The sequence below is a fragment of the Pseudomonas sp. S2_F07 genome, assembly GCF_054668325.1.
The window spans coordinates 2,435,310-2,449,696 of sequence record NZ_CP162758.1; the positions used below are offsets into that span (position 1 = coordinate 2,435,310).

Consider the following 14,387-nt stretch of genomic DNA (forward strand, 5'->3'; position numbering starts at 1 on the left):
TGGAAGTGAGCTATCCGATGCATTCGAGAATGTCGATCGACGCGCCGGAGCACAAACGCTCCGGACTTACTGCTGGAGGGGTATCCCTTCACTCGGGAAGGGCAAACTCCAACTGTGGTCGCTCCGTGTCAGCAGTTTTTTCCTTTGCAGCCAAAATACGATCTTTCATCAACCGAGCCACAGCTTCAAAAACCGGAACGGCCACAGAGTTACCAAACTGACGGTACGCTTGGGTATCAGATACAGGAATCACAAATTTGCTTTCCCCCGGTTTGTCGAAACCCATCAAACGCGAGCACTCATGTGGGGTAAGCCGACGTGGACGATTCAGTTGATTCAGCTCACTGTTGAAGTCCAAGCTGTCCACAAACCCGCGGTCAACCAGGATTTCCGAACCGTCCTTGTGGTATCTAGCCGATAGCGTGCGTGCTACGTCATTTGGACGAGTCAAACCAAATCCAAAACCGTTACCTTTCGCTCGGTGCTTTGCAGCATACCGATAGAGGTAATCCCAAAGCTTCGGCGTCAAGGTGTATTTACTGTCCACTTCTTTTTTATCAAGTAAATCGCCGAAGCTCGGTCGCTGCTTGGGTATCAATTTACTGATGTCACGCAGCGTGAAACCTTGGTGAACATTCAGATCACGGCGAAAACCTACCAGCACGATTCTCTCACGATGCTGCGGCACAAAGTGCTTGGCATCGATGACCTTCGGGTCAGAGCCCTTCGGCGCATTTACATCTGCAACCTCATAATCCAATTCATCCAGCGCTTCGCAAATGATCCGGAACGTATTCCCTTTATCGTGGCTTTTCAGGTTCTTCACGTTTTCAAGCAGGAATGCGGCTGGCCGTTTCGCGGCGATAATCCGTGCAACGTCGAAAAACAGGGTGCCTTGGGTCTCGCATTCGAAACCGTGTTTGCGCCCCAAGGAGTTTTTCTTGGATACGCCTGCCAAGGAAAATGGCTGGCACGGAAAACCTGCCAACAGGACATCGTGATCAGGAATTTCGCGTCTTATGTTCTCGTAGGCATCTGCGTCACTCACTTCGGGCTTGTCTGAAAGCGTGACCGAGCGGATATCCAGATTGAAGCGGTGACGAGCCGGATCGCAGAAGTGGTTCGCCTTGTAGGTTTTAACGGCGTACTTGTTCCATTCGGATGTGAACAGGCACTCTCCTCCGATGGCTTCAAAACCTTTTCTGATCCCACCGATACCGGCGAAAAGATCGATGAAGGTGAAGGACGGTTTGTGGTTCAAGCGCTTGGGCAACAAAGCTTCCAGGCGAGTGAATTCAACATGGGAAAGCTTTGGGGAAGCCTTGCCTTTAACCCAACGATTGATGGTTTCACGGCACCACTGAGAAGGGCTGACATCGTTGAGAATTTCAGCGAGCTGCCCTTGATCGTAGATCTCCAGCAGCTTGTGAAGCAGTGCAAGATCAGTCACAGGGTGGGTATCCGGTTCATGGGTGTCCGAAGTCGTTTCGCTCAAGGATTCAAAAGATGGTGTTTCAAAAAGATTCATGAGCCCGATATTCCTCTGGGTCAAAGCTGTGACGAATGATCACCATTCTAGCCCAGTAAACCTCAAAGTAAATGAAGTTTCTTGGGATCCGTGGCATCAGGCTTAGCAACACGGATTCGGGCCAAGATAGAAATTAACGGCGACCAGATACTGGATATAAACACAGCATAATTTACTCTATGCCGTTGTCCAGATTTCGTTTTGTTTCCTGGAAGGAAGGAAAAGTCGCTGGTTGACGGTTAACCCTGATCCACCTACCCTGGCTGACGCATCAGGTTGTGCCCGCGCTTCGTGGATGCACGGCCATCACGGACGGTCGAGCGCCCCATGCTGAGCGTGCTGGATTGGCCGAAGATGTCGCTCTGCATGCTGCATTGGCAGGATGAGCCGTGGATTCGACTGCGGGATATGCCGTGTGTGTTGGCGGAGAATCCTTTCAACCAGCATGAATCCTGGTGGCGTAAGGCTTCACGGTTGATGCGCGGATTCTGAATGCTCAAATTCATCAAACGATCCGCTCCTTGAGTTTTCAAGCAGCGGATTTTTCTATGCTAATCAGCGAATCCCGAATCGCTACTCCAAAACCTCCACATAACTCGACTCCCCACCACCCTCCGCACCCGACAACCAATCCCATACACACCAGCGTCGGTCCGCCCTGCTTCATCAACCCCCACCGTGTCACGCGACCAGCCGGCCGGAATCTCACCGTCGTTGGTGATGCAGTGAAAAAGCAGCTCGATGGTATCGGGGCCGGTCACGCGGCCTACACCGGAGAGTCCGTGGGTGTTGCCGGCTACGGTGAAGCGGCGGTTGTTCAGGCGTTCGGTGATTTGGGAGTGGGGTTTTGCATGGGGGCAGTTCTTTTATTTGAAGTGTTCCATTCTGTTCTCCAATGACTTGCGTATGACTGATGAAGCATCCGTTACCCATAGGCTCACGTCAGGCTTGAGATATTGCGTTGATTTTTGGGAATCGCGGGCAGGCTTGTCCCAACACATATAGACGTCTGCGAGCAGCGAAAAAGGCAATTTGCTACTATAGTTGTCGGATTCTAAGTGGCAGATGCCACATTCGAGGGCTATCGACAACAGCCGAATTTCAGATCCGCTCGGGCTGGTCGAAGACAAAAAATCTTTAAGCAGGGGCTTTTCCCCAGCGTCTTGTGGCGAATTGAGTGGGGGATATATGAGGCATGTAAATAATCCTCCTGACGCGTCTGCGCTGATGACGTCGGCGCGTAGCTTCGGGAATTACGACCTGTCGAGTGCTCTTGCCGATCTTCTCGACAATAGCATCAAGGCGAGAGCCCACAGCATCGATATCAAATGCATCCGGAAGGATGATGGGCCCGAGGTCAGGATTCTGGACGATGGATCCGGAATGACGGAGGTCGAACTTCATCGGGCGATGAAACCCGCCAGCACCAATCCCAATGAGGAACGGGCTCCTGATGACCTCGGCCGTTTCGGGTGGGGCATGAAGTCGGCATCACTTTCACAATGCCGGCACTTGACCGTCGTCACGAGACAGAATGGCGTTCTGTCCGGGGCGTCTTGGAATCTGGATGATATCGCCGACTGGAAGATGGGAATTTTTGAGCCCGATGAGATCGAAGCTCTGGCCGATCAGCTGCTGCTTGAGCGCGACGGGACGGAGATCATCTGGCGCATGTGCGATCGCCTGTCCGAATATGGCCAAGTTGGTGGCAAGGGCTTCAATGATCTAGTCGCGCATGCCCAAAAGCAGCTGTCACTCATCTTCCATCGCTATCTGGGAGGCGAAGAAGGCCTTCGGAAACTCAGAATCAGTTTCAATGGTAGCGCGCTGAAGCCGACAGATCCTTTCCTGCGCCACCATGATGCGACGCAGGCTCAGCCGAAGGAAACGCTTAACCTCGGTGGCCAGCCTATTGAGGTGCAGGCCTTCATCCTACCGCACTATTCGAAGTTAACTGCGGGCGAGCACGATCAGCTCAGCGGTGTAGAAGGTTTCGTTCGCAATCAAGGCTTCTATGTCTATCGGCAGCACCGGCTCATCATACACGGGACCTGGTTTCGACTGGTGAGGCACGGCGAGTTGTCGCAACTTGTCCGGATCGCCGTCAACATCCCCAACTCCCTCGATGCGATATGGAAGATCACGCTCGACAAGGCAGACGCACAGCTTCCCTCGGGGCTCAAGAGCCGTTTGAAGGACATCGTCGGCGGACTCAAGAGCAGATCGGGAAAGGTATTTCAGTCCCGCGGCGGACGAATCCGCGAAGGAGCTGGAAAAACGTCGGTCTGGGCGAAATACGTGCGAAACGGTGAGGTTCGCTATTATGTCAACCGCGAACACCCGCTGATCGCCGGTATGCTAGAGGACGAGGATAGAAACAGAGGTAAAGCCTTTGCAGCAGCGCTCGCAATCATCGAGGACTGCTTCCCAATTGTAAGCATCGGCGAAGATTATTCGTCTCGCCCGGAAATGATGAATCAGGGCGTACTAGACAAGGACAGATTTCTCGACAAGCTCGACACAGCCCTCCCCTCACTGCTGCTTCACTCAGGCGGCGACATGAAAGCGCTGCGTGAACTTCTTGCATCAACCGAACCGTGGGCTAGTCAAGCCGACCTCGTCGTAAAACACCTCAAGGACAAAAGGTGGTAGTAAATGTTTGATAGCGAACTTGCGTATTTCCGCTCGACCATCACCAAGCAATATGGCGAAGACATTTCCCAAGGACAAGGATTACCCGAAGGTGTGATCACTTCAATCGTTCGCGATGGGCCGTTTAAAAACCTCGATGAGCCAGCCATCAATGCGGTTATCCGCGAACTGGAAGCGAGTTTTACGGTTACCCAGAAGCGGGGGGCGGTTATTACAAAGGGCCACCGGCCTTGGCTGGCAACAATACGGCCGGAGCTTGATTTCTATTACTGGAACCGCCTACGCAAATACTATCTCGAGACGGGTATTCTCCCATCGCCCGTGCTTGCTACCCTCGACTCCGACACGGATGAAATTCTCGACCAATGCGGCAATCCGAAAGACGAACTCTACGGCGCAGTTCGCGGCATGGTCATGGGAAATGTCCAGTCGGGCAAGACTACCAACTACTCTGCCCTGATCTGCAAGGCAGCCGACGCGGGCTACCGTGTCATTATCCTGCTCGCAGGGATCACCAACTCGCTGCGTGCCCAGACGCAGGAACGAATTGACGAGACATTTATTGGCAAGGTCTCGATGTTTGGCGCGGCTGCACAGCAGTCGCTGCCGATCCAGAGTTACGCAGCGACGCGACGAATCCCCTCCTACGGCACAACTCGGGTAGCCGATTTCTCGAGCGGCAAGGATGGAATCTATTTCGGCATCTCAGGTCATCAGGAGCCGATGATCTTCATAACCAAAAAAAACAAATCCATCCTTGAACGTCTCGCACACTGGATCGAGAAACAGGGAGAGACAGGCGGCTATGAGCTGCCACTTCTGCTGGTCGACGATGAAGCCGACAATGCGTCTATCAACACGGCCAGTGATCCCAAGCGAACTACCGCCATCAACGGCGTCATCCGACAGATTCTGTCGCGTTTTCCGCGCTCGGCATATATCGGTTATACCGCTACACCGTTTGCCAACATTTTCATCGACCCGGAAACGACGGAGGAAATGGAGACGGATGACCTTTTTCCCGGAAACTTTATCAAGGCGCTTGATCCGCCTACCAATTATGCAGGTTCACATCGAATTTTCCGCGAGGGTGGTGACTTACGCCCGAGCATGGTCAGGGTCATCGATGACTATCGAGCGCTGCTGCCGCTGAAACACAAAAGCGGAGATAATGTTACCGACATACCGGACAGTCTCCGCCACGCGATCCGTGTATTTTGTATAACGAGGGCCATAAGGGTATTCCAAGATAAGGGCAAAGCCCACTGTTCGATGATGATCAACGTCAGCCGATTCAATGCCATCCAGGACAAAATTCTCGGACTCGTTTACGAATATCTTACGGAGATCAAGGACGCGGTCTCGGTCCATGCATCGCTGCCGCTTGATCAGATCAACGATGACATCATGGATGATCTCGAAAACAGCTTCACCGTCGAGTTCGATAACACTGGGCTCAACTGGCCCGATCTGCTTAAAGTCCTCAATGAAGGTGTCCAGTCCATCGAAGTCCGCACTGTCAATATGCGGGGTGGCAAGCTCGATTATTCACTGCGCAAATCAGAAGGTCTTCATGTCATCGCCATCGGCGGGCTGGCGCTTTCACGCGGCCTAACGCTCGAAGGTCTCACGGTCTCCTATCTCCTGCGGAACGCTACTGCCAGCGACACCCTTATGCAGATGGCGCGCTGGTTCGGTTACCGACCAGGATATGAGGAATATTGCCGCCTCTATCTGCCGCAGGTGTCCTTCGACCATTACGAATTTGTAGACGAGGCGACCGAAGAATTGAGAAGCGAGATTAAACGCATGCAGGCCGCCCGCCGCACGCCGCGCGATTTCGGCCTCAAAGTCCGGCAGAGCCCGCTCGCCATCCGGGTAACTGCGGCGAACAAGATGCGGACGGCCGAGAAGCTCAAAATCGCTCAGGACTATTCCGCGCGTCACATCGAGGGTTTCGCGCTCCCAAATGATCCTGTCATCGGAAAGGCACATCGCAAGGCGGTCGAACAATTTCTCATCGCGCTCGGAAGCCCCGCTGAAATACAGAAGGGCTACATTCGCTGGGCCGCAGACGGTCGCGACGTACTCGGCCTCATGCGCGAGTTCAAGTTCGTGGATCATCCCGATCTCTCGGTGATTTCCGACACATCCCTTCTAGGGGACTATGTTCAGGACCGCGTCACCGATGAACTCGCAAAATGGGATGTGGTACTTCCCATGCGCCAGTCGGGCGACCCTATTCCATTTGCTGGCCAGAAGGTCAATCTGAGGTCTCGGGATCAAGGAACAATTCAGAAGGGCACCTATCGAGTATATGGCAGCAAGAACCGCGTCGCCGACCCCGGGGACGCGCAAATCGGCCTGTCCGACATACAGAAGGCGGCGGCGGATGCTGCATATCGGGATGAGATTTATAAGAAGGAACGCGCCGCCTGCTCTGTACGCGAACGGCCAATGATGTTGGTGCATGTCTTCAGCGCGAAGCTGCGCGACGATCGAGACGAGTGCGACGACGATCTCAAACTTGGCGATAACATCGTCACGCTGTCCTTCTGCATGCCCGAGACCGGTAAACCGGCCAAGGAGAGAACCTACCAAGTAAATGCGGTCTATCGGCAGCAACTTGAGCACTTTGCCGCAGAAGCAGACGATGACTCCGAAGCGATGATGGAGGCCCAGGATGCTGAGTGAATGGAAGGCGATCGTCGCGCCGACTGACCCAGGTTTCTACAACATTCGACTTGCTGACAGTAGCCATCCGCTCGATTTCAGGATCGGCCGCGACTTTCACGGATGTTTTGTCTTCCAGCTAGATGTCGAGTGCGCGGAGCCAGGGATGCTTGATCTGCCGAAGATGTCGGCAGTGACCTGCGAGGTCCATCCGGTGGCCTCTGGGCGTTCAAGATTAGTGCTGAGCCTGAGTGATGCGGCCAATTTCCAAAACTTCGCCCTTATGTGCAAAAGCCTCATGCTTGCGACCGACAAGCTTGCACCGACACAGTCCGGAAAGGGGCTGCTGCAAGCCATCAAGGAGGTCCACCGTTGGCAGGAGATGCTACGCCATAGGGCCGACCGCCTACTGTCAAAAGGTGAGCGAGTTGGCCTAGTCGGCGAACTGCTGTTTCTGCGAGATGTTCTTGGTGACCGCATCGGCTGGAATGCCGCCATCAAATGCTGGAGTGGCCCTGGCGGTCATGAGCAGGATTTCGTAGTCGCCGGCACCATCTTTGAGGTCAAGACGCAGGTGGTGACTGCCGACCGGCGAATCCGGATTTCTTCCGAAGATCAACTCGATCCGGTTCAGGGACGCATCCTGCTCTGCAATCAGGGTATCGCCCCGCTGCCATCCGCCGCCTCAGCGGCTCGGACTCTAAATACTCTTGTTTCGGAGATTCGGGACGCTTTTGCCGAGGCTGGCACAGGCGCGCTGGAACACTTTGAGATCGCTCTGCTGGAAGCGGGATATCAGGAACAGCCGGAATATAACGAGGAAAGCTGGGTTCTCGTTGATCGCATTTTCTATGAGGTGTCCAGTGAGTTTCCTCGTATCGAGCGCAGTGATCTCCGCCCCGGCGTAGAGATGGTTAACTACAGCATTCGCGTGAGCGACTGCGCTCCCTTCATCATCAGTCATGATGATGCCTTCGAGGGAATCGAAGTATGAGCGAGTTGCAGCAAACATTCGAAGTCCTACGAGAGGATATTCTTCTAGAAGCAGAGGCACGGGGCATCTTCCAGCAAGAGGCCTTTTTCGAGCTCTATGTTGCAGCGGCGTCAGACAACGGTGACACCATCGACTTGGAATACACCTACAGTCACAAAGAAGGTGGACGGCGGCCATACCGAATCGACGGCTACGGGCTGGATACCGATCGCGGAACGCTTTATCTCGCCGTCTGCGATTTTCGAAACGGAACGGAACTGGAACCTCTACATAGTGACCGCCTGACCTCAGCGTTCAAGCAAGCCACTGCCTTCTTCGAGAATGCCTGCTCATCGGTGTTTATCAATTCAATTGAAGAAACAAGCCCAGCGTTTGCCGCGGCCTATCCCATCTACTTAGCACGCGATCTCATCAAGAGAGTTCGCATCATCCTTTTTTCCAACGCCCGACTGGCGGCCAAACGGCCGCCACAACTGGGCGAGCAAGTAGGCGGTGTGCCGATTGTTTATAGCGTCCTTGACGCGATTCGCTATTTCGAAATCCAGAAAAGCTTTCGAATTCCAGAGTCTATCGAAGTCAATATCGCAGGTATTGCCGGAGCGCCGATTGCCTGTCTCAAGGCCTCGACAAACACCGAGGAACATCAATCCTACCTTCTTGCTATTCCTGGCCCAGTGCTTGCTGAAATCTACGGTCTATACGGGGCGCGACTGCTCGAACAGAACGTCCGGACCTATCTCCAGGCTAAGACGAAGGTGAACAAGGGTATTCTGGAAACAATCAAGAAGACGCCGGAGATGTTCTTTGCTTACAACAACGGCCTAACCGCGACCGCATCGGCGGTTACGCTCGAAACACTCGAAGACGGGCAACTAGGAATCGCAGCTATTCATAACCTTCAGATCGTGAATGGCGGCCAGACGACGGCGTCTATCCTATACGCAAAGGATGTCGCAAATTCACCGCTTGAACGTGTTCACGTGCAAATGAAACTCTCAGTAGTTCCACCTGCCCATATCGAGCAGGTCGTACCAAAAATTTCGCGGTACGCCAACACTCAGAATCGTATATCAGAGGCAGACTTCTTCTCGAGCCATCCGTTCCATCTGCAAATGGAGCGTTACTCCCGGATAATGACCGCACCGCCTCAGAACGGTGCGATGACGGGCGACAAATGGTTTTATGAGCGCGCGCGCGGGCAGTACCGTGACGGCATGGCGTACGCGTCCGTTGCAGGAAAGAGAAAATACCAGCTGGAGTATCCGAGAGATAAACTTATCGAAAAGACCGACCTTGCGAAATATGTTCTGAGTTTTGAAAGAAAACCTTACGTTGTATCCAGAGGAGCGCAAAAAGCGTTCATGGCCTTCGCTGATCAAACCGCGAAGGACTGGAAGTCCGCGCCTACCCAATTTAACGAAGTTTGGTATAGAAATGCTTGCGCGATGGGGCTGATATTTCGCTGGACCGACAAGCATGTTGCTGGTTCCGACTGGTACAAAGATGATCGCGGTTATAAATCCCAGACAGTTGCCTATACACTTTCTTGGATCGCCGAGGTGATCGATCGCCAAGGGAAGGCAAGCCTAAACTGGGGGCAAATCTGGAATACTCAATCCGTCCCGGACGAGCTTCAAGAGCTGATCGCCTCTCTTGCCCCACAGGTTGCTGCCGCTTTCAGAAATACGTCTGCAAATGTTCGGAACGTCGGCGAGTACTGCAAACTGGAACTTTGCTGGCAAAATATCAAGGCTGCAGAATTCAACGTTCCGGCCGTACCTGATCATCTGGTTCTCGACGCAAATGAGATGACGCAAGAGAAAAAGGAAGCGAAGTCGTCTGCAAGGATCGATCGGGAAATCGACTTCGACGTGCTCCTTCACATGCTCGTGCCCAAGGCCGAAATTATCCGTCGGACTGCCGAGCAGCGTAGATTTCTGTCGCCAAAGGCCGACAGGGCCCTTCAGAAGCTCGGATCAGGAAACATCAACTTGGCGAGGCCGGATAAGAATGCAGTTAAGCTGCTTGTGAAGCGAATGGCGGAGGAAGGGATGCCAGTCGAAGATATGTAGGACAGCCAAAGCTAAAGTATCCTGCCGAGCAGGAGGCAATCCGACCTTCAAGATGAAGGTGAATCGCCGTGCCCACAGACCCAACCACGCGCTTCCGCTCCAGGAGGCCCGCCATGCCTGAATCACTCATTCCCACTCTTTTCACTCGTCACAACGTCCACCTGCATGCCCTTCTTTCGGAGAATCAGGCCTGGTTCTGTGCGCATGATTTCGGGCGGCTGATGGGCAAACATCTTGATGAGTGCATGACGCGCAAGCTCTATGCGGACCAGAGGCAAATGATGCTCATTGACCACTATGGCGCGGCTAAAGAGCGTTTGATGGTGAGCGAGTCAGGTGTGCATTGTTGATTTATCACTACTGCCCTGAGAATCGATTGCTGCGAGAGTGGCTGACTCATCAGGTCGTGCCTGCGCTACGCGATGCGCGGCCGTCACGAATGGTGGAGCGCCCGACGTTGAGTTTGCTTGATTGGCCGAAGATGTCGCTCTGTATGCTGCATTGGCAGGATGAGCCGTGGATTCGATTGCGGGATATGCCGTGTGTTCTGGCGGATGATCCATTCAATCGGCGTGAATCGTGGTGGCGGAAGGCTTCACGAGTGATGCGTGGGTACTGATTGTTCACCCCTCAAAAAACTGGCTGTCCGAATTTCAGACAGCCAGTTTTTTGAGGCGAGCAGTCGTCAATCCGCAGAATTCGGTTTATCTGATGGACCTGAGTTGCAGTATTTAGAGCCGCTTCGCAGCCCAACGGGGGCAAGCCCCCTCGCCACAAGGTTGGTGGCTGGCTTGGTTGTTGTGTTGGTCTTGCGAATCGCGACCAGGCTCGCTCCCATAGGGGATCTGGGGTGGGCTTTAGAGTTTCGATACCAAAAGGGCTCAACGCCCCACCTCCCCTCCTTCATCCCCCTCCACATAATCCACCCGATAATTCGCCACATAACTATCCACAGCCGTTCCGATCGTTGGAAAAAACGCCGTCTCCCCCAACCGTGCAAACAACCCGAACCGCTTCAGCTTGTCCTTCACCGGATCCTTCATCTCCGCAATGCACAACTCGATACCCGCCGCATGCAACGTGTCGCCCAGTTCGGCCAGCATGTCGGCGGAGGTCACGTCGACGCTGGTGACCGGTTCTGCGGCGACCACCAGCCAGCGCACGGGTGTGGGCGATGCAGCCACGGCGTCCAGCACTCGATCACTGAACAGTTCGGCGTTGGCGAAAAACAAGGGCGCATCCCAGCGAAACAGGACCAGGCCGGGGATCAGGCGCGCTTCGGGGTAGCGTTTGATGTCGTGGTAGCCCTTGACCCCGTCGGCGCGGCCCAATACCGCGGAGTACGGGCGCCAGCCGTCCCAGAGGAATTCAATGACGGCAATCACGATGGCCAGGCCGATGCCCTCGATCGCGCCGAACACGGCCACGCCGACCGTGCAGACAATCGATAGCCAGCATTCCCAACGCTGGATACGGTAGATCCGGCGCAGGTCGGTGATCTCGATCAGGCCAATGGCCGAGGCGATCACGACGGCCGCCAGGGCGCTGGATGGTAGATGTTGCAGCAGGTCCGGTGCCACCACCAGCAGCAAGGCAACCGCCAGTGCGCCGACGACGCCGGTCAGTTGGGTTTTGGCGCCGGCCGCCTCGGCCACGGGGGTTCGTGACGAGCTGCTACTGATCGGGAAGCCCTGGAAAAAACCGGCTGCGAGGTTGGCGATGCCCAGGCCTACCATTTCCTGGTTCGGGTTGACGTAGGTGCGGGTCCGCGCCGCATAGACGCGGGAGAGCACGCTGGTGTCGGCGAACGAGACGAGTGCGACGGCGCAACCGCCAATCAGCACCGGGACGATGTCGGCGCGGGTGATCCAGGGGATGGCGAAACCGGGCAAGCCTTGGGGGAGCGAGCCGAGGACCGACACACCGGCGCGTGTCGCCAGGTCGAGCACACCCACGGCGACTGTCGCGCCTACCACGGCGATCAGAATGCCCGGCAATCGCGGCCATCGTTTGAGCAGCAGGATCGCCGCCAGGGTGAGCCCGCCCACCGTGAAGGTGGTCCAGTTGATCTTTCCCTCCATCACAGACGAGGCGATGGCCGCGATGTTTCTCAATGGGCCGTCGGATTCAATCGAAAAACCGAACAGCTTGGGCAACTGGCTGATCAAGACGGTCAGTGCGATGCCGTTCATGTAGCCGTAGCGGATTGGTTTGGACAGCAGCTCGGTGATGAATCCCAGCCGCGCGATACCGGCCAGGATACACACCGCTCCCGAGATGATCGCCATCATCCCCGCCAGGGCGACGGCACGCTGCGGGTCGCCGCCGGAGAGTGGAATGATCACGGCAAGGATGACGGCCACCAGGGAGGAATCCGGCCCCATCACCAGAATGCGGCTGGGGCCGAACAAGGCATAGAACAGCAGCGGAACGATGGTCGCGTAGAGGCCATAGATGCCCGGCACGCCCGAAGCCACCGCATAGGCGATACCGACGGGCACCAGCATCGTGGTCAGCACCAGGCCGGCGACGATGTCGTAACGCAACCATTCCGGTTGGTATTCCCGCAGTATGCCCAGCCCCGGTAGCCAGCGGCGCCAACCGGTCTGTTCATCGCGGCGAGCTATGCGGCCCGGTTCCGGGAGAGGGGGCGAAGCATCTGAATGGCTCATGAACCGCCCTCGTTGATGGACTGTGCAAACTCCGGGATATCGAAGTGATCTCAGTGTAGCTATTGCTTCGAATGCGCCATCACTGGAAGCTGTTCATCTAAAGGACTTGGAACCCGACATGAAATTCGACCTCGCCTACTGCCTCAGCCTCAACGACAAGTTGTCGATCTACGACGTGCGGGATCTGAATTTCGACGAGACGATGGATTTCGACTCCGCCAGGGAACACTTCCAGTGCCCCAACGATGCCTGTCGCCTGGCGTTCGATACGGCCAATGAGCTGGGCACGTTCAACGCCAAGAACGTGAATTACGTGCGCACGCCGCACTTCAAGAACCTGCCGAGTACGCGGCATGTCGAGGGCTGCCCTTATGTCAGCCTGAAGACGCCGACGTCGGGTGTGGATGAGACGGAAACGGATGACAGTCGCGAGGAAAATTTCCCGTCGGAATTGTTACTGACTCGGCGCGAATATGTGCGTAGGCCGTCCAGCCCGGTGGTGATTGCCGATGTGGTTCGGGATGAACCATTGGCGCCCAAGGCGGCTAGTCATGTCGAGCAACCGAGCAAGGAGTCGACCCCGGACAAGACCAGCGTCTTCGCCCATCCGGTGGAGTGTTTCGTGTCGAACTTCGACGACAAGGATTTGCTCAAGCGCGTGCCGCTGAAAATTGGCGAGCACACCGCGCCTTACGGGTCGTTTTTCAAGAAGATCGAATACCTGCAAGACAACAAGGGGCTGATTTACTGGGGCAAAGTCAAGGAGATCAAGGACTACACCCAGAGCTTTCGCATCGACTTCGAGAAGAAGGTCTGGTTCGAGAAAAAGCCCTACTCGGTCAATGTCTACCTGAGCAAGAAACTGATCGACAGCTACCGCAAGCGCAAGGCGTTCCTGGAGGAGATCAAGCACGCCATCGAGAGCGGGCGGGCGTTGTACTGCTTCTTTTATGGCGTAACGCCCGAGCTGAAGCAGGTGCCGAGCAAGAAAAAACCCGAGCAAACGTTCGGGGTGTTCAGCGCCAACATTGAAAACCTGGATCACTTTATTGTGCGCGAAGCGCCAGGGTTGGCGGGTAAATAAGCGCAGTGCCGTTCGTCTGTCTGAAAAGAAAAATTAAAAAATGCGTTTGATCCGGGCTCAAAACAACTGTACAAAAACACAGTATATTTTGACCAACACTCTCGAGCCCGGAGAACACCATGGCCTCTCAAGCGATGAAAATCACCCTGGAACGTATCGCCCTCTTCCAATTCACCCCGGCCCACTGCGCCCAGGCCCGAGCGATGCTGGGCTGGAGCGTGGAGGAGCTATCGCGGGAATCCCGGGTCTCGGTGGATGCCATTCAACGCTTCGAGGCGCGACAGGAGGTGCGGGATGTCACGCGCCTGGCGCTGGCCTATCGGCTTGAAGCCGAAGGGTTGGTGTTCTTCCCGGGGTTTGCGCCGGGTCGAGGGATGAATGTGAGAGGGTCGACGCCGAATCCGGTTGGGCGGGCGGATTTTGCGATGGTGGAGTGAGGGTTAACAGATGAACGAAATCGACGATGGCGATAACTGCGTTTATCAGGCACTGGGCATTCCCGATGCTGGTGATATGCGGGCCAATCTGATTGCGTTATGAAAATTGGCCTTCTGCTGGAAAGCGGCCGGCTGAGTAAGACGGATGCTGCGCAGAAGCTCGGATTATCTGTCGAAGAACTAAACGAAATACTTCGTGGGAAGTTTCGCGACCTGAGCGTGGCAAAGATCTCGGGGTTCCTTGAGCAGTTAAAGAACTCGCGTGGCTAACTGAT

General features: G+C 55.2%; 9 protein-coding genes and 3 pseudogenes. 9 read left to right on the forward strand and 3 right to left on the reverse strand.

Going from position 1 to position 14,387, the window contains the following annotated elements; genetic code table 11:
- Positions 1–88: 88 nt before the first annotated feature.
- Positions 89–1,528: a DNA (cytosine-5-)-methyltransferase gene (gene dcm / locus AB4O40_RS10820; protein ID WP_460054595.1), complete on the reverse strand. Its 1,440-nt coding sequence runs from the start codon at positions 1,526–1,528 to the stop codon at positions 89–91.
- 260 nt (positions 1,529–1,788) lie between these two features.
- Here dcm and AB4O40_RS10825 point away from each other — a divergent pair.
- A pseudogene (locus AB4O40_RS10825) lies at positions 1,789–2,020 on the forward strand (BRO-N domain-containing protein); the annotation flags it as partial.
- A gap of 81 nt (positions 2,021–2,101) precedes the next feature.
- Here AB4O40_RS10825 and AB4O40_RS10830 read toward each other — a convergent pair.
- A pseudogene (locus tag AB4O40_RS10830) lies at positions 2,102–2,361 on the reverse strand (hypothetical protein).
- A 394-nt stretch (positions 2,362–2,755) separates the two neighbouring features.
- On the opposite strand from AB4O40_RS10830, the gene AB4O40_RS10835 reads away from it, so the two are divergent.
- From AB4O40_RS10835 to AB4O40_RS10855, 5 genes and pseudogenes are all read left to right on the forward strand, one after another.
- The gene (locus AB4O40_RS10835) at positions 2,756–4,180 is read left to right on the forward strand and encodes an ATP-binding protein (protein WP_460054592.1); all 1,425 of its coding nucleotides are present in this window, start codon (positions 2,756–2,758) and stop codon (positions 4,178–4,180) included.
- A 3-nt stretch (positions 4,181–4,183) separates the two neighbouring features.
- Positions 4,184–6,874, forward strand: coding sequence for a Z1 domain-containing protein (locus AB4O40_RS10840; protein ID WP_460054590.1), 2,691 nt, complete (start codon positions 4,184–4,186; stop codon positions 6,872–6,874).
- Positions 6,864–7,847 (forward strand): PD-(D/E)XK motif protein, encoded by a 984-nt coding sequence (locus AB4O40_RS10845; RefSeq protein ID WP_460054587.1) that lies wholly within the window; start codon positions 6,864–6,866, stop codon positions 7,845–7,847. The genes AB4O40_RS10840 and AB4O40_RS10845 overlap by 11 nt, the downstream gene beginning before the upstream one ends.
- Complete coding sequence (locus tag AB4O40_RS10850; protein WP_460054585.1) at positions 7,844–9,919, forward strand: AIPR family protein; 2,076 nt, start codon at positions 7,844–7,846, stop codon at positions 9,917–9,919. Before AB4O40_RS10845 ends, AB4O40_RS10850 begins: the two co-directional genes overlap by 4 nt.
- A gap of 113 nt (positions 9,920–10,032) precedes the next feature.
- Positions 10,033–10,538: pseudogene (locus AB4O40_RS10855) on the forward strand (BRO-N domain-containing protein).
- A 262-nt stretch (positions 10,539–10,800) separates the two neighbouring features.
- Here AB4O40_RS10855 and AB4O40_RS10860 read toward each other — a convergent pair.
- Positions 10,801–12,591, reverse strand: a complete 1,791-nt coding sequence (locus tag AB4O40_RS10860; RefSeq protein WP_460054582.1) for a SulP family inorganic anion transporter — start codon at positions 12,589–12,591, stop codon at positions 10,801–10,803.
- Between the two features lie 118 nt (positions 12,592–12,709).
- Between AB4O40_RS10860 and AB4O40_RS10865 the strand changes: the two genes are divergently transcribed.
- The 3 genes from AB4O40_RS10865 to AB4O40_RS10875 all read left to right on the forward strand — a co-directional run bounded on the left by AB4O40_RS10865 (position 12,710) and on the right by AB4O40_RS10875 (position 14,382).
- Positions 12,710–13,675, forward strand: a complete 966-nt coding sequence (locus AB4O40_RS10865; RefSeq protein WP_460054580.1) for a hypothetical protein — start codon at positions 12,710–12,712, stop codon at positions 13,673–13,675.
- Between the two features lie 119 nt (positions 13,676–13,794).
- Positions 13,795–14,112 (forward strand): helix-turn-helix domain-containing protein, encoded by a 318-nt coding sequence (locus AB4O40_RS10870; protein WP_056725875.1) that lies wholly within the window; start codon positions 13,795–13,797, stop codon positions 14,110–14,112.
- A gap of 99 nt (positions 14,113–14,211) precedes the next feature.
- Positions 14,212–14,382, forward strand: a complete 171-nt coding sequence (locus AB4O40_RS10875; protein ID WP_460054577.1) for a hypothetical protein — start codon at positions 14,212–14,214, stop codon at positions 14,380–14,382.
- Positions 14,383–14,387: the final 5 nt, after the last annotated feature.

Bases quoted from the DNA above. Each gene is read 5' to 3' on its own strand.
- dcm (WP_460054595.1), bottom strand. From the start codon at position 1,528: ATGAATCTTTTTGAAACACCATCTTTTGAATCCTTGAGCGAAACGACT.
- AB4O40_RS10835 (WP_460054592.1), top strand. From the start codon at position 2,756: ATGACGTCGGCGCGTAGCTTCGGGAATTACGACCTGTCGAGTGCTCTT.
- AB4O40_RS10840 (WP_460054590.1), top strand. From the start codon at position 4,184: ATGTTTGATAGCGAACTTGCGTATTTCCGCTCGACCATCACCAAGCAA.
- AB4O40_RS10845 (WP_460054587.1), top strand. From the start codon at position 6,864: ATGCTGAGTGAATGGAAGGCGATCGTCGCGCCGACTGACCCAGGTTTC.
- AB4O40_RS10850 (WP_460054585.1), top strand. From the start codon at position 7,844: ATGAGCGAGTTGCAGCAAACATTCGAAGTCCTACGAGAGGATATTCTT.
- AB4O40_RS10860 (WP_460054582.1), bottom strand. From the start codon at position 12,591: ATGAGCCATTCAGATGCTTCGCCCCCTCTCCCGGAACCGGGCCGCATA.
- AB4O40_RS10865 (WP_460054580.1), top strand. From the start codon at position 12,710: ATGAAATTCGACCTCGCCTACTGCCTCAGCCTCAACGACAAGTTGTCG.
- AB4O40_RS10870 (WP_056725875.1), top strand. From the start codon at position 13,795: ATGGCCTCTCAAGCGATGAAAATCACCCTGGAACGTATCGCCCTCTTC.
- AB4O40_RS10875 (WP_460054577.1), top strand. From the start codon at position 14,212: ATGAAAATTGGCCTTCTGCTGGAAAGCGGCCGGCTGAGTAAGACGGAT.